Below are 14,682 nucleotides of genomic sequence, written 5' to 3'. Positions count from 1 at the left end.
GTATCACGTGGACGAACTGAGCAAAACCCTGTGTAGCAGCGGCTACGCAAAAGATAACGGCGTTTTATTTTATCACGATGCGGTCTATATCCGTGATGACACCCCGGCACTCGCGCTGCTGGAAGTGCGTCGGGTGCTGGGACGCGCGTTTGTCCCGGTCACCCTGACGGCGGAAGCCTTCGATGAAATGCTGGCCAGGATCTGGCAGCAGAGCAGCGGGGTGTCCCAGCAACTGGTGGACGATATGGACGCCGATATCGATCTGATGGCGTTAACCGAGGAGATCCCGGATAACGAAGATCTGCTCGATAACGATGAAAACTCGCCAGTGATCCGCCTGATCAACGCCATTCTCGGCGAGGCGGTAAAAGAGGGCGCGTCGGATATTCATATTGAAACCTTCGAGCGTACGCTGAGCATTCGCTTTCGCGTCGACGGCGTGTTGCGTCCGGTGTTGCAGCCCGCGCGTAAGCTCGCGCCGCTGCTGGTTTCGCGTATCAAGGTGATGTCCCGGCTGGATATCGCGGAGAAACGTCTGCCGCAGGATGGCCGTATTTCCCTGCGCATTGGCCGTAAGGCTGTCGACGTGCGCGTATCGACCATTCCGTCCCAGTACGGTGAACGCGTGGTCATGCGTCTGCTCGATAAAAGCAATCTCAAGCCTGATATCAACAAGCTTGGGCTGATTGATGAAGAACGGGAGAAGTTACAAAGGCTGATTGACCGCCCGCATGGCATTATCCTGGTCACCGGGCCAACGGGTTCCGGTAAAAGTACCACCCTGTACGCGATTCTCTCGGCGCTGAACGGCCATGAGCGCAACATCCTGACCGTAGAAGATCCTATTGAATACGAGCTGGAAGGGGTGGGGCAGACGCAGGTTAACCCGCGCGTGGACATGACCTTTGCCCGCGGGCTGCGCGCGATTCTGCGCCAGGACCCGGACGTGGTGATGATCGGCGAAATCCGTGACGCCGAGACGGCGCAAATTGCGGTGCAGGCGTCGCTCACCGGTCACCTGGTCATGTCTACGCTGCACACCAACAGCGCCGCCGGGGCGATAACCCGCCTGCGGGATATGGGGCTGGAGTCATTTTTAATCGGTTCATCGTTACTGGGGGTCATTGCCCAGCGTCTGGTGCGTCGGCTGTGTCCGCACTGCCGTACCACCAGTCCGCTGGATGACAATGAAAAGGCGCTGTTCAGCTTTATGGACCAGCCGCCACACGCGATCTATCGCGCGGTGGGGTGCGAACACTGCCGCCAGAGCGGCTATCAGGGGCGCGCCGGTATTCATGAGTTTCTGGTGGTCGACAGCACCCTGCGCCGCGCCATTCATGAAGATAAAGACGAAATGGCCATCGAAACCGAGCTCTTTAAGCAGGCCTACAGCCTGCGTGAGAACGGGCTGCTGAAGGTGATCGGCGGCGTCACTTCGCTGGAAGAGGTGATGCGCGTCACCGCCGAGCGCGGAGGAGATGCGTAATGGCCTTCTACGCCTGGACGGCGAGGGATACCGCGGGCAAAACCCGGCGTGGCACGTTGCAGGCTGAGGGGCAAAAGCAGGTTCGCCAGATGTTGCGCGAGCAAAAGCTGATGCCCGTCAGTATCAACGAAACCCGTGAGGTTGCGGCTGCCGGTAATGCGAACGCCGGGGCAAAACTCTCCACGCCGATGCTGTCGATGTTTACCCGTCAGCTGTCGACGCTCGTCAACGCTGCGCTGCCGCTGGAGAGCGCGCTGAAGGCAATCGCGAAACAGACGGAGGACAAAAAGCTCGCGGCGATGGTGGTGGACATCCGCGAGAAGGTGGTGGAAGGGCATACGCTGTTTGACGCCTTCAGCCAGTTTCCGCGCAGCTTCGACAAGCTCTACTGCACGCTGGTAATGGCCGGTGAAAAGACCGGCCATCTGGGCGACGTGCTGGAAAAGCTGGCCGAGTACAACGAGCAGCGTCAGAAGATGAAAAGCAAACTGACGCAGGCGATGGTCTACCCGATCACCCTGACCGTGGTGGCCATCGCGGTGATCGGCATTCTGCTGGTGGCGGTTGTGCCCCAGGTGATTGAGCAGTTCACCCATATGAAACAGCAGCTGCCGATCACCACCCGCACGCTGATCGCGGTGAGTGATTTCCTGCAGGTTTACGGCCTCTATATCGTCGGCAGCCTGGCAGGCGGGATGATGGGTTTTAAGGCCTGGCTTCGAAACGCTAAAAATCGTTTCCGCTGGCACGGCTGGCTGGTGAACGGTTCGCCCGTCAAAAAGCTGGTCTGCGCCATCAACAGCGCCCGCTATATCCGTACCCTGAGCATTCTGCAGGCCAGTAGCGTGCCGTTGCTGGAGGGGATGTATATCGCGATGGACGGGATCGAAAACCGGTATGCCCGGCAGGTGCTGGAGCAGGCGGCGGATACCGTGCGCCAGGGTGCATCGCTTTATGCGGCTCTGGAGCAGGCGAAATTATTCCCGCCGACCATGCTGTATATGATTGCCTCCGGGGAAGAGAGTGGGGAATTAGGCCATTTAATGGACCGCGCGGCGGAAAACCAGGAATCGGCATTACAGCATCGTATTACGTTAACGTTGTCGGTATTTGAACCGGCACTGGTGGTATCTATGGCGACGATTGTTTTATTCATCGTCCTGTCAATATTACAACCGCTTCTGCAACTTAATAATATGGTAGGTTAAATCATGGCTATAAAACGTAAACACCTGGCTCGCCAGGCGGGCTTCACCTTGCTCGAGTTAATGGTGGTTATTGTTATTCTCGGCGTACTCGCGAGTATGGTGGTACCCAATTTAATGGGCAATAAAGAAAAAGCGGATACCCAAAAAGCGACCAGCGATATCGTCGCGCTCGAAGGCTCGCTGGATATGTATAAGCTGGATAATCACCGCTATCCCACCACCGAGCAGGGCTTGCAGGCGCTGGTCACGAAGCCAGAGATTGCGCCCATTCCCAACGGCTACCGTGCGGACGGTTATATCCGCCGCCTGCCGCAGGACCCGTGGGGCGGGGATTATATTCTGGTCAGCCCGGGTGAACACGGTGCCGTAGACGTTTTCTCCGCAGGTCCGGATGGCGAAGCCAATACCGCCGATGATATTACAAACTGGTCTCTGGATAAGAAAGAGAAATAATGAAACGTCAACGCGGCTTTACGTTGCTGGAAATTATTCTGGCGCTGGTGATATTTGCCAGCTGCGCCATGATGGTGGTTTCAACAATACCCTCACGCAGCGGTGCGGATATATTTGGTCAGCAATTAAAAGCCCTCGTTGATTATGGTTCAGACCGGGCAGTGATGGACGGAAATATCGTGGGGTTGGTTATGACCGCGGATAAATACCGGCTGGTGACGCTCGAGGATAAAAACGGTGAACGTCACTGGGTGTCGTTATCCGCGGGGCGGATAACGACCCGGGGTGATTTCCCGCCGGAGATGCACGTCTCGCTCACGCCGCAGCGTCTCGCCGCCACGGTAACATCCGAACCGCAGGTGCTATTTCTGCCAGACGGTGAAATCAGCCGCTTCACGCTGGCGCTGCAAAGTCGCGATAACGCGCACCATTTCCGCGTGGTGTCGCAAGGCGCGGCCCCTGTAACGGTAGAAAACGATGGCTAACGGCAAGAGAAAGCAAAAGGGGATGACGCTGCTGGAGGTGATGGTCGCGCTGGTCATCTTCTCCACCGCCGCACTGGCGCTGATGAACTCGGTCTCCCTGAACGTGCGTTTCACCCACGGGCTGGCCGATACATTGCAGGCCAGCTGGGTCGCCGAAAATCAACTGGCTGAGGCGCAGCTCAACAGACGTGATTTTCCTGACGCTGAAGCGCAGGGGGCAGAGGTCATGGGCGGGCGCAGCTGGGCCTGGCGAAAGCAGCGCGTAAAAACCGCGGCTAACGGCTGGGCGAATGCCATCCGCGTCTATGCAGAAGGCGATGAAAGCCAGCCGGTTATTTCACTGCAGGTTATCGCGCCGGGAGAGGAACCGTGAAGAAAATCCGACGCCAGCGGGGATTTACCCTGCTGGAGATCATGATTGCGCTGACCATTTTTGCGGTGATCAGCACCCTGGCCTGGCAAATCCTCGACGGGGCGATGCGCACCAGTTCGGCGACGGAGGCCAGCGCGGCAAAGCTCAATCAGCTTCAGCGTGCCTGGAGCCTGATGGAACGCGATTTCTATCAGCTTCAGGCGCGTGCGCCGCGCAACGAGCCGGATACATTTCGTCAGGGGGATGACGGCCTTGAGCTGACCACGCTGAACGGCGTGAGCGGAACTGTACAGCTGGAGCGCGTGCGCTGGCGGCTGGAAGAGGGGCGACTGTACCGGGATGTCTGGCCGGTGATTGACAGCCCGGCGGATGCCAGACCCGATGCGGTGCCGATTGTTGGCGAGGTGAAATCCCTGCAGTGGCGTTTTTACCGTCAGGGCTGGCAAAAAAGCTGGAACGACCCGGCACATCTGCCGGATGGCGTCGAGCTGACGCTGACGATGGAAAACGGGGAGACCTGGCGCTGGGTGTTTACGACGCCGGGCGATATCCCCGAGGCCGCCGCGCCAGCGCCCGCAGACGCACCTGCCGCGCCACCTGCAGCGGAAGCGACATCATGAAGGCTTTACGTAAACAGAAAGGCGTCGCGCTGCTGGTGGTACTGATCCTGCTGGTCATGATGTCGGCGCTGGCTGCCAGAATCAGCCAGCAGTTCTGCCGCAATCTGCAGAAAACCCATTACCAGGTGAGTCAGCAGCAGCTGCGCTGGGCCATGCAGGCTCAGGAGAAGGTGGTCAAAGATCGTCTGCAGAGCGACGCCAGCGGTGAGAGTAAAGCCCTTAGCCTGCAGGGTGACTGGCACCAGCCGCTGGAGACCCGGGGTGACGATTACACGGTGGTCAGTCAGGTGGAAGACGCCCAGGACTGCTTCAACGTGAATAACCTGCTGGCGGCCGATGACATCGCGCAGGGGCAAAATGCGCCCGCGGTGCCGGAAAAACCGCGGAAAGAGCAGATTGTTGAGCAACTCCTGACCGGGAGTGGCCTCAGCCAGTCCACGGCGCACGAGGTTTACTCGCAGCTGGTGGACTATCTGGATGGCGATACCACCACGGCCAGCGAGGGGGCGGAGGGCGATGCCTGGGCGGGCGTGGTGCCCCCCCGGCAGCCCGCAAACCAGATGATGCGCACGATCGCTGAGATCATGCTGCTGCCGGCATTTCCGGCAACGGCATACCGGAAGGTGAGCTCGCTGCTGTGTGCCTTACCGGATACCGCCAGCAAGGTGGATGTGAACACCCTGAAACCGGAACAGGCCGCCTTACTGGCCGCCATGTTCCCCGGAAAAATAACGCAAGAAGATGCCGTACGCCTGATTGAATCGCGTCCTGAAACCGGCTGGGAAAATATGGAAACCTTCAGCAACGCGCTGGAGCAGGCCTTCCCGCAGGTGAAAGACGACCTTCCGCAGGTGGCCGGACAACTCTCCACCCAAAGCCGGTACTTCCGCGTTAACTATACCGGCAACACCGATGCGCTAACGCTTCGCGTGGTAAGCCAGCTTCAGGTCAATAACGAAGCCGGTGAGATCGTGACGTGGCAACGTCGTTACCGAATGATTGAATAAGAAAAGCAGATGGCTATGAAACAGGTACTTTTTGTTCGTCCCGACAGCCGTGAGGGCGGGAAAATAATGTGGTGTGCTTCCGGCAGCCAGCAGGTTGACGTTGTGGAGCGCCTTGACGCGCTGGCAGACCATCCTCTCGCGGCCCGGGTCTGTTTACTGTTGCCCGCGGGCAACATGATCTTCCGCCATTTTACGTTGCCGAAAAAAGTTGCCTCTCAGACGGCGGCGTTCTCGTGGCTGGCGGAAGAGACGCTCATTGGCGAGGTGGACAACCTTCACTGGACGGTGCTTCACAAAAAGGGGGCCAACGTTGACGCGGTGGCGATTGATACCGATCTTCTGCGCGGGTGGTTAGCCCGTTGCCAGGAGGCCGGTTTGAAGGTGATTCAGGTGCTGCCGGATGCCTGGCTGCTGCCGGTGACGGCAGGAGGAAGCACGCTGCTTGCCCTGGATGACCGCTACTGGCTGCGCCTGTCGCCCCATGTCGCCAGCGAAATGGAGGCCAGCCTGCTGCCGCTGCTGATGCAAAAAAAACCAGACGGTGACGTGTGCTGTTACGGCGAACCGCCAGCCGGTGTCGGGGTGGATCTTCTGCACCCGTGGCAGCATCCGCTGGTGTTGATCCAGCCCCAGTGGCAATCCTGTCGGGTCACCCTCCTGCACGGTGAATTCAGCCCGAAGGCAGGGAAAGGCAGCGCGTCTAAAGGAATAAAAATCGCGATGGCGGCGGCGGGCCTGCTGTCTCTCGGGCTGTTGCTGGGCCCGCGGATCGCGATGGCCTGGATGCTGGTACAGCAGGAAAATCGGGTTCAGCAGGAGATCGTTCAGGTTTATCAGCACCATTTTCCCAGCATGCGCCAGCAGACCAATATCAAATACCACTTTGGTCAAAACATGAAAAAGCAGCACAAAGGGGTATTCCTGCAGCTGGATGATCTTGAGCAAGCCAGGCAGGCCGTACCCGCACTTGAGATCTCCCTGCTTGAGTACGATGCGCAACAAAATGCGCTGACCCTGAGCGTCAGTGCGCAAAGTCAGGCCGCGCTGCAGTCGTTTGTGGAGACAACGGGGGAGCGTTTTGATTTCACCCTACAGCCTGTTTCTACCACTGCACCTTATACCGCCATGATCGCAGGGAAATATAAATGAAAGAGCGAATTACGAAGCTTACGTCGCGTTATCAACAATACAGCATCCGGGAGAAATATATTTTAAAAACCGGTGCCGTTACCCTCCTGGCCGCGGCTGTTTATTACGCGGGCATGATGCCACTGGATAATATGATTCAAAATAGCAAATCAACGCTGACCCGACAAAAAGAGACGCTGAACTGGATGCGCAGAGAAATAGATAAACACCACCTTCCGGTGATGATCATTAAAACGGATAACCCGCGCACGGTGGTGGAGAATAGCGCTCATGAAATTAACCTTTCCCTGACGGAGGTGCGTCAGGACGGGCAAACCTTATCGTTCGTGGTGAACCGCGTAAACGTGTATGAATTAAAAAACTGGCTGCGGGAAATCAACCAGACCTCCGGCGTCAGGCTGCAAAAAATGAACCTTACGCCGGTCGATCACCTCAGTGACGTGAAAGCAGAAGTGCAGCTCACCTGGCGCAAAACCGCATGAACACCGTTGCGCTGATGCGGGAAGTCTACCCGGTGGGGTTCCCGGTGATGAGTGCGATCCTGGGCAGCATGGTGGGCAGTTTTCTGGGGGTTGTCGCTGAGCGCGTGCCGGGCATGGTGATGGAGGAGGAAGGCGCGGGCAACTTGCTGTTTCCGGCCTCTCACTGCCCGGTGTGCCAGCATGATCTTGCGGCCTGGGAGAATATCCCGCTGGTCAGCTGGCTAGTATTGCGCGGGCGCTGCAGGCAGTGCGGCACGGCCATCCCGCTGCGCTTATTGATGCTCGAACTCGTCACCGCGCTCTTTTTTGGCCTCACCGCCTTGTGCATTCCGGGCGAACCGGCGTTGTTCTCACTGTGGTTGCTGGCCGCGTTTCTGCTGCCGCTGGCGATGATTGACTGGCAGCATCAGCTGCTCCCTGACTGTCTGACCCAGCCGTTGCTGTGGGCAGGACTGTTGTTACACCTCGTTGACCACACGCTACCGCTTAAGGATGCGCTGGTGGGGGCGGTGGCTGGCTACCTTTCGCTCTGGTCTCTCTACTGGGCATTTCGTCTGCTTACCGGACGAGAAGGATTAGGCTATGGCGATTTTAAACTTCTGGCGGCGTTAGGCGCCTGGTGCGGCTGGCAGGCACTGCCCACCCTGGAATTGATTGCCGCGTTAAGCGGTATTGTCGGATATTTCGCGACAACACATGCGAATAAAAATAACCGCATTATTTCTTTCGGTCCTTATTTAGCTTTTGCCGGCATGACGGTTTTTGTTTATCAGGTTGCCTGTTCCACATTCTGAATACACCGGTCAAGTTTTTTTAGTGATTTTTTCGATTGGGGAATGAAAGGAATACAGTATTTATTCAGCGTATCGTTAAAGACATAAGCTTCACAGAATTCGAGCTTGTATCTTTTAATGGAGGAATACAGCGCGCCACAGAAATAGCGGTTAACGATTATTGCTTAAGTTGAAATTCAAAGTCTGTAAAAAACTATTCCATGTTTTAAAGGAAGACATGGGTCATTAACGTTTACAAATAAATTTATCAGGAAATAAAAATGAAATTTATGAAGCCTAAATATCTGGCGCTTTTCGTTGCAGCGGCGTCCAGCTCTGCCTTCGCGGCGGCGCCAGGTACGCCAACCCTCAGCAGTGGCAATGATAAGTTTGCGATTGTTGAAGTTGACCAGGCAGCGCAAGACTATAACAGCCTTGTGAAAGTCCATGATGGCGCGGATGTGAAAGTTGAGTGGAACGTCTGGAGCGGCGATGCGCCAACCTCGGCGAAAGTGCTTCTGGATGGTCAGGCCGTGTGGAGTGGTGCCGCAAGCGCCTCCGGGTCAGCCACCTTCAAAGTGAAAAAGGGCGGACGCTATCAGGAGCAGGTTGAACTCTGTAACGCCAGCGGGTGTTCTAAAAGTGCCAGCAAACTGATCATCGTGGCGGACACGGACGGGAGCCATCTGCTGCCGCTGAACACCACCCTGAAGGAAAATAACAAAACTTTCTCTCAACATACGGACAAAGTGGTGGGTGCCTATTTCCCTGAGTGGGGCGTCTATGGGCGTGAGTTCCCGGTGGATAAAATCCCTGCGGCGAACCTGAACCACATTTTGTACGGTTTCATTCCGATCTGTGGCGGTGATGGCATCAACGACGGGTTAAAAACGGTTGAGAACGGCAACAGCTTCGCCGCACTGCAGCGCGCCTGCGCGGGCCGTCAGGATTACACCGTGGCCATTCACGATCCGTGGGCGGCATTGCAAAAACCGCAGGCCGGCGTGACCAACTGGGACGATCCCTACAAAGGTAACTTTGGTCAGTTGATGGCGCTGAAAAAAGCCCATCCGGATCTGAAAGTGCTGCCTTCCATTGGCGGCTGGACGATGTCCGATCCGTTCTTCCAGATGCATGATTCAGCGATCCGCGCACGCTTCGTCTCTTCCGTGAAAGAGTTCCTGAAAACCTGGAAATTCTTCGACGGGGTCGATATTGACTGGGAATTCCCGGGGGGTGGTGGCGTGTCGGAAAATCTTGGCAACCCTGCTCAGGACAAAGCCACCTATACTGCGGTGATGCACGATCTGCGCGCGATGCTGAACGAGCTGTCAGCAGAAACGGGCCGTACGTACGAACTGACCACCGCCATTGGTTCCGGTAAAGACAAAATTGAAGACGTGGATTACACCACGGCGCAGCAGTACCTCGACCACATCTTCCTGATGAGCTACGACTTCTACGGCGGCTGGAGCAACACTGATCTCGGCCACCAGGCGGCGTTGCACGGCGCGGAGTGGAAACCGGACACCAACTACACCACTGAAAACGGCGTGAACGCGCTGCTGGAGCAGGGCGTGCAGCCGGGCAAGATTGTTGTGGGGGCGGGCATGTACGGTCGCGGCTGGACCGGCGTTCATGGCTACACCGGCGACAATCCGTTCACCGGTACGGCAACGGGCGCGGTCAAAGGCACCTGGGAACCGGGCGTGGTTGACTACCGTCAGATTGCGAACGAGTACAAAGGCAAGCCAGGCTGGGAATACAAATACGATGCCGCGGCAGAAGCGCCGTATCTGTTCAATAAAGCCACCGGCGACCTGATTACCTATGAAGACGCGCGTTCTACCACGGCAAAAGGTAAGTATGTGCTGGCGAAAAACCTGGGCGGTCTGTTCTCCTGGTCCATCGACTCGGACAATGGCGACATCCTTAATGCGATGAACGAAAGCCTGTTGGGCGGCGGTTCAACGCCGGTTGATCCCGTTGTCACCAACCATGCGCCGATCGCTGCGGCTGCCGATCAGACCGTGACCGGGCCTGTTACCGTCACCCTCGATGGCTCTGCGTCTGGCGATCCGGACGGCGACGCCATTACCTATAAGTGGACCCAGATTTCCGGTCCAGCCGTGACCCTTACCAACAGCACGAAAGCCAAAGCCTCCTTCGGCGCGGCGGCAGTGACTCAGAACCAGACGCTCTCCTTCCGCCTGACGGTGAAAGATGCGAAAGGCCTGACGAACGCCATTGATGTTCAGGTCGTGAACAAAGCACCTAAAGCGAACCAGGCACCGGTGGTCAACCCGATGGAAAGCATCACGCTGCAGGCGGGTGAAACCTATGCCCTGCATGCGCAGGCAGCCGATCCGGATGGTGACGCGCTGACCTATGCCTGGAGCGTGCCGGCGGACATGAACGCAACCGGAACTGACACCGCGAACGTGAATATCACCGCACCGGCTGTCGCATCCGATTCTACCTACACCCTGAGCGTGGTGGTCAGCGACGGTAAAACCAGCGTTCAATCGAACGTGCAGGTTATTGTCACGCCAAAAGCAGCCGATGAGGTCACGCCGCCATCTGACGAGGTGACACCACCAGCCGATGAGGTCACGCCGCCATCTGACGAGGTGACACCACCTGCCGATGAGGTCACGCCACCTTCTGATGAAGGCTCTGCCACCGGCAGCTGTGATGCACCTGTTGATGCCAATGCCAGCCAGTACCCGGCCTGGAGTGCGAGCAAAATCTACAACAGTGGTGACACCGTGAGCGCCGACAACCTGGTGTGGAAAGCGAAGTACTGGACACAGGGCAATAAACCTGGCTTTGACGCAGATGCGTGGGAGCTGGTCAGCCAGGTGAAAATGAACTGGCGTTCAGATGTGGTTTACAACGGTGGCGATACGACCACCTACCAGGGGTATGTCTACCGTGCGAAATGGTGGACCCGTGGTGATAAACCAGGTAACAGCGATGTATGGGTGAAAGAAGGCGCGTCAGCAGACTGCAAATAACCATCTTAGCCTGAGGTTGCGGGTTTGATATCGCCTGCAATCGTTGACCACACCCCGTTTCGGGTGTGGTCAACCCCTTCCGGAATAAGACAGCGTGCGCAAGGAGAAGGATCGTCAGTAAATAAACAGGTAATGAGATGAAACGCTTTTTATTGTTATTGCTTATTTTAAGTCAGAGTGCGGCAGCAAATTGCTGGGATAAAGCGGCGCATTATTATCATGTTGATCCGTATTTATTATATGCCATTGCGCAGGTGGAATCCGGTATGAATCCGAATGCCGTGGGGTGGAATCAGGATGGCTCGCGGGATGTGGGATTAATGCAGATTAACAGCACGCATTTCAGCGAACTGCAGCGCCAGGGCATTGATGAGAACCGGCTTGTGACCGAGCCCTGCACCTCCATTATGGTGGGCGCGTCAATACTGTCGACGATGATCAACGTATATGGCTATAACTGGGAAGCCGTCGGGGCTTATAACGCGGGAGTGAAAAAAGAGAATTATTCAAAGCGCATGAATTATGCCCGCAAGGTCTGGGCGAAATATCAGGAGATAAAACCTCGTTCCTCTTATTAATTCTGCTTTTTGTTTTTTGAAGCGTACCCAGAGGTGCGCTTCAGAAAATGAAAAATTACCGCACTCTTTGGTTTATTTATTAAGGGAATAATACATAAACCGTGATTGCATTAACCCTTGTTGCTATATATAGGATGAGTTGAAATGACCAAAAGGACCTTACTGAGCGTGCTCGTTGCGGGTGCATGCATTGCGCCTTTCATGGCACAGGCTGCGACGCTGCAGGCAACCACCAGCGAGCCGTTCACCCTGAAAGCCAGCGATCTGGCGAAGAAAGAACAGGAACTGACTAACTTTCCACTGATGGCGTCGGTTAAAGACACCATTCGTACGCTGGATAATGCCCAGGTTGAGCTGATTGAGCCAGGCCGTGCAGCGAACCCGGATAACGTCAAACGCGTTGAAGGCATTGTGAAGGCCAGCGACTGGGAATACCTTTTCCCGATGCGAGCACAGTCCTACACCTACAGTAACTTCCTCAAAGCGGTGGGCAAATTCCCGGCGCTGTGTAAGACCTACAACGACGGCCGTGACAGCGACGCCATCTGCCGTAAAGAGCTGGCCACCATGTTTGCCCACTTCGCACAGGAAACCGGCGGTCACGAAAGCTGGCGTCCGGAAGCCGAATGGCGTCAGGCGCTGGTTCACGTTCGCGAAATGGGCTGGACCGAAGGGCAGAAAGGCGGTTACAACGGCGAATGTAATCCTGATATCTGGCAGGGACAAACCTGGCCGTGCGGCAAAGACAAAGACGGCGATTTCGTGAGTTACTTTGGCCGTGGGGCAAAACAGCTGTCTTATAACTACAACTACGGTCCGTTCTCTGAAGCGATGTTCGGCACTGTCCGCACGCTGCTCGACAAGCCGGAGCTGGTGGCTGACACCTGGCTGAACCTGGCAAGCGCCATCTTCTTCTTCGCCTACCCGCAGCCGCCGAAACCGAGCATGCTGCAAGTTATCGACGGCACCTGGCAGCCAAACGATCATGACAAAGCCAACGGCCTGGTTCCGGGCTTCGGCGTGACCACCCAGATCATTAACGGTGGCGTAGAGTGTGGCGGCCCGACTGAGATTGCCCAGTCTGAAAACCGTATCAAGTACTACAAAGAGTTTGCGAAGTACCTGAAAGTGCCTGTCCCGGCAAATGAAGTGCTCGGCTGTGCCAACATGAAGCAGTTCGATGAAGGCGGCGCCGGTGCGCTGAAGATTTACTGGGAGCAGGACTGGGGATGGAGTGCCGATACGCCAGACGGTAAAACCTATTCCTGCCAGCTGGTCGGTTATCAGACGCCGTTCAGCGCCTTTAAAGAGGGTGACTACACGAACTGCGTGAAGAAGTTCTATAACGTCAACATTATCAACGATGACGGTTCCGCCGTGACGCCGGACGAGCATCCGGTCACTCCGGCACCGACGCCATCGGAAGATGAAACCCCGGCACCGGTTCCGGACGAAACGCCGGCAGAACCGACCGTGGTGAACCACGCACCGGTCGCGCAGATTGCGGGCCCAATCGGTGCGGTGGAAGCGGGCGCGCAGGTATCCCTGAGCGCAGAAGGATCCACTGACCAGGACGGCAACACGCTGACCTACACCTGGCGTTCACAGGATGGCCAGACGGTCACCGGTGAAGACAAGGCGGTGGTGACCTTTACCGCGCCCGAGTCTGCGACGGCTCAACAGTATGAAGTCAGCCTGACCGTGAGCGATGGCGAGCTGAGCAGCACCACTTCCTATCTGCTGAACGTTAAAGCGAAAGCCACGACGCCGTCTGAAAACGACGGTACCTCAGGTGCTTACGCCGCGTGGAGCGCGAACAGCAAGTACAAGGCAGGCGATATCGTGAATAACCACGGTAAACTGTTCCAGTGCAAACCGTTCCCGTACAGCGGCTGGTGTAACAATGCTCCGGCGTACTACGAGCCAGGCGCGGGTCTGGCGTGGTCAGACGCCTGGACGGCGCTGTAAAACAAAACGGCAACCTTCGGGTTGCCGTTTTCGTCTCTGTTCTCTGAGATGAGCGCACTCAATTAGCGATGCAATTTACCGTGGTCACGCAGCCAGGCGGCAGTACGCACAATCCCTTCATCCAGGGAGACAATCGGCTTATACCCCAGTTCGTTTTCTGCGCGGGTGATATCCAGCGTAAAATCAAAGTTGAGCTTTGACACACCGTAGTGCGTCAACGCAGGCTCTTTCGCCGATTTACTCCCAAGACGCTCCATACTGCGGGCAATCATATCCAGCATCGGGTAGGGCACGGAACGAATACGGCAGTCGATTTGCAACTCGTCAATCAACCTTTGCACGATGCTGCGCAGCGTGCAGGGCTCACCGTTGGTGATATTGTACGCGCGACCGGAAATCAGGGTATCGCAGTCCGGCTGGCTTGCCAGCCACATGGCGTGGACCGCATTTTCGTAGTACGTCATATCCACCATCGCATCGCCACCGCGGGGCAGCAGCACGCTGCCGTAGTGGTGCATCATCTGCGCCAGACGCGGGATAAACACTTTGTCATGCGGGCCGAACAGGCTCTGAGGACGCAATACGGTAAAACGGGTGTGCGGGTTCGACTGCGCCAGCAGATCAATCACCTCTTCGCTGGCCGCTTTACTGCGGGCAAACTCACAGGCAAAGCGCGCCGGGCGAAAATCTTCCTGCACGTCGCGGTGATGGTGATAGTCGAAATAGAGAGACGGGGAGGAGATATGAATAAAGTTACGCACGCCCCAGGCCACGGCCCATTCACCCAGACGACGGGTGGCACGCACGTTGGCGAGGTCAAAAGCTTCCTGGGTGCCCCACGGGGAGGTAAAACTGGAGCAGTGCCACAGCGTATCGATACCGGCCAGCATCACCTTGGCCTGAGAGGAGACCAGCTCCGTCAGGTCGGCATGGACAAACTCTGCGCCCATTTTTTGCAGCAGTTTACCCATCGCTTCGTTGCGACCGGTGGCCCTGACGCTGATGCCTTTGTTGCGCAGAAACTCGACCGCATTTCGGCCTAAGCCGCTGGTCGCCCCGGTAACCAGTACCTTCATAACAATC

At 56.7% G+C, this 14,682-nt stretch carries 14 protein-coding genes; 13 read left to right on the top strand and 1 reads right to left on the bottom strand.

From position 1 onward, the window contains the following. Nucleotides 1-7 precede the first annotated feature (7 nt). The 13 genes from gspE to ACMVME_RS05540 all read left to right on the top strand — a co-directional run bounded on the left by gspE (nt 8) and on the right by ACMVME_RS05540 (nt 13,599). Nucleotides 8-1,486 carry a type II secretion system ATPase GspE gene (gene gspE, locus ACMVME_RS05600; protein WP_068794448.1) on the top strand — a complete coding sequence of 493 codons (1,479 nt, stop codon included), beginning with the start codon at nt 8-10 and terminating at the stop codon, nt 1,484-1,486. After that, a complete protein-coding gene (gspF, locus tag ACMVME_RS05595) occupies nt 1,486-2,694 on the top strand; it encodes a type II secretion system inner membrane protein GspF (protein WP_068794449.1) in 1,209 nt (402 codons plus the stop codon). Before gspE ends, gspF begins: the two co-directional genes overlap by 1 nt. A 3-nt stretch (nt 2,695-2,697) precedes the next feature. After that, nucleotides 2,698-3,147 (top strand): type II secretion system major pseudopilin GspG, encoded by a 450-nt coding sequence (gene gspG, locus ACMVME_RS05590; RefSeq protein ID WP_014169334.1) that lies wholly within the window; start codon nt 2,698-2,700, stop codon nt 3,145-3,147. After that, nucleotides 3,147-3,632: a type II secretion system minor pseudopilin GspH gene (gene gspH, locus ACMVME_RS05585; RefSeq protein ID WP_014169335.1), complete on the top strand. Its 486-nt coding sequence runs from the start codon at nt 3,147-3,149 to the stop codon at nt 3,630-3,632. The genes gspG and gspH overlap by 1 nt, the downstream gene beginning before the upstream one ends. Continuing rightward, nucleotides 3,625-4,005 carry a type II secretion system minor pseudopilin GspI gene (gene gspI, locus ACMVME_RS05580; protein WP_014169336.1) on the top strand — a complete coding sequence of 127 codons (381 nt, stop codon included), beginning with the start codon at nt 3,625-3,627 and terminating at the stop codon, nt 4,003-4,005. Before gspH ends, gspI begins: the two co-directional genes overlap by 8 nt. Beyond that, complete coding sequence (gene gspJ / locus ACMVME_RS05575) at nt 4,002-4,625, top strand: type II secretion system minor pseudopilin GspJ (RefSeq protein WP_020884854.1); 624 nt, start codon at nt 4,002-4,004, stop codon at nt 4,623-4,625. Before gspI ends, gspJ begins: the two co-directional genes overlap by 4 nt. Next, a complete protein-coding gene (gspK, locus tag ACMVME_RS05570) occupies nt 4,622-5,632 on the top strand; it encodes a type II secretion system minor pseudopilin GspK (protein WP_068794450.1) in 1,011 nt (336 codons plus the stop codon). The genes gspJ and gspK overlap by 4 nt, the downstream gene beginning before the upstream one ends. 15 nt (nt 5,633-5,647) lie before the next feature. After that, nucleotides 5,648-6,781 carry a type II secretion system protein GspL gene (gspL, locus tag ACMVME_RS05565; protein WP_068794882.1) on the top strand — a complete coding sequence of 378 codons (1,134 nt, stop codon included), beginning with the start codon at nt 5,648-5,650 and terminating at the stop codon, nt 6,779-6,781. Continuing rightward, on the top strand, nt 6,778-7,263 hold the full coding sequence (gene gspM, locus ACMVME_RS05560) for a type II secretion system protein GspM (RefSeq protein WP_068794451.1): 486 nt from the start codon (nt 6,778-6,780) through the stop codon (nt 7,261-7,263). The genes gspL and gspM overlap by 4 nt, the downstream gene beginning before the upstream one ends. Next, on the top strand, nt 7,260-8,057 hold the full coding sequence (locus ACMVME_RS05555; RefSeq protein ID WP_068794452.1) for a prepilin peptidase: 798 nt from the start codon (nt 7,260-7,262) through the stop codon (nt 8,055-8,057). Before gspM ends, ACMVME_RS05555 begins: the two co-directional genes overlap by 4 nt. 260 nt (nt 8,058-8,317) lie before the next feature. Next, a complete protein-coding gene (locus ACMVME_RS05550; protein WP_032681347.1) occupies nt 8,318-11,053 on the top strand; it encodes a glycosyl hydrolase family 18 protein in 2,736 nt (911 codons plus the stop codon). Between the two features lie 137 nt (nt 11,054-11,190). Beyond that, nucleotides 11,191-11,631, top strand: coding sequence for a type III secretion system invasion protein IagB (gene iagB, locus ACMVME_RS05545; protein ID WP_020884847.1), 441 nt, complete (start codon nt 11,191-11,193; stop codon nt 11,629-11,631). Between the two features lie 144 nt (nt 11,632-11,775). Further along, nucleotides 11,776-13,599, top strand: coding sequence for a chitinase (locus ACMVME_RS05540; protein ID WP_020884846.1), 1,824 nt, complete (start codon nt 11,776-11,778; stop codon nt 13,597-13,599). A gap of 62 nt (nt 13,600-13,661) precedes the next feature. On the opposite strand, the gene ACMVME_RS05535 is transcribed toward ACMVME_RS05540, so the two are convergent. Beyond that, nucleotides 13,662-14,675 carry an NAD-dependent epimerase/dehydratase family protein gene (locus tag ACMVME_RS05535; protein WP_020884845.1) on the bottom strand — a complete coding sequence of 338 codons (1,014 nt, stop codon included), beginning with the start codon at nt 14,673-14,675 and terminating at the stop codon, nt 13,662-13,664. Nucleotides 14,676-14,682: the final 7 nt, after the last annotated feature.

This window comes from Enterobacter cloacae complex sp. 2024EL-00711 (assembly GCF_047529885.1).
GTDB lineage: Bacteria > Pseudomonadota > Gammaproteobacteria > Enterobacterales > Enterobacteriaceae > Enterobacter > Enterobacter ludwigii.
This window is presented reverse-complemented; position numbering and strand designations above follow the sequence as displayed.

What these genes read in the sequence shown, in the direction of transcription:
- ACMVME_RS05535 (WP_020884845.1), bottom strand. Translation starts at nt 14,675, where the DNA reads ATGAAGGTACTGGTTACCGGGGCGACCAGCGGCTTAGGCCGAAATGCG.
- gspG (WP_014169334.1), top strand. Translation starts at nt 2,698, where the DNA reads ATGGCTATAAAACGTAAACACCTGGCTCGCCAGGCGGGCTTCACCTTG.
- gspI (WP_014169336.1), top strand. Translation starts at nt 3,625, where the DNA reads ATGGCTAACGGCAAGAGAAAGCAAAAGGGGATGACGCTGCTGGAGGTG.
- ACMVME_RS05555 (WP_068794452.1), top strand. Translation starts at nt 7,260, where the DNA reads ATGAACACCGTTGCGCTGATGCGGGAAGTCTACCCGGTGGGGTTCCCG.
- gspF (WP_068794449.1), top strand. Translation starts at nt 1,486, where the DNA reads ATGGCCTTCTACGCCTGGACGGCGAGGGATACCGCGGGCAAAACCCGG.
- iagB (WP_020884847.1), top strand. Translation starts at nt 11,191, where the DNA reads ATGAAACGCTTTTTATTGTTATTGCTTATTTTAAGTCAGAGTGCGGCA.
- gspM (WP_068794451.1), top strand. Translation starts at nt 6,778, where the DNA reads ATGAAAGAGCGAATTACGAAGCTTACGTCGCGTTATCAACAATACAGC.
- gspH (WP_014169335.1), top strand. Translation starts at nt 3,147, where the DNA reads ATGAAACGTCAACGCGGCTTTACGTTGCTGGAAATTATTCTGGCGCTG.
- ACMVME_RS05540 (WP_020884846.1), top strand. Translation starts at nt 11,776, where the DNA reads ATGACCAAAAGGACCTTACTGAGCGTGCTCGTTGCGGGTGCATGCATT.
- gspL (WP_068794882.1), top strand. Translation starts at nt 5,648, where the DNA reads ATGAAACAGGTACTTTTTGTTCGTCCCGACAGCCGTGAGGGCGGGAAA.
- ACMVME_RS05550 (WP_032681347.1), top strand. Translation starts at nt 8,318, where the DNA reads ATGAAATTTATGAAGCCTAAATATCTGGCGCTTTTCGTTGCAGCGGCG.
- gspK (WP_068794450.1), top strand. Translation starts at nt 4,622, where the DNA reads ATGAAGGCTTTACGTAAACAGAAAGGCGTCGCGCTGCTGGTGGTACTG.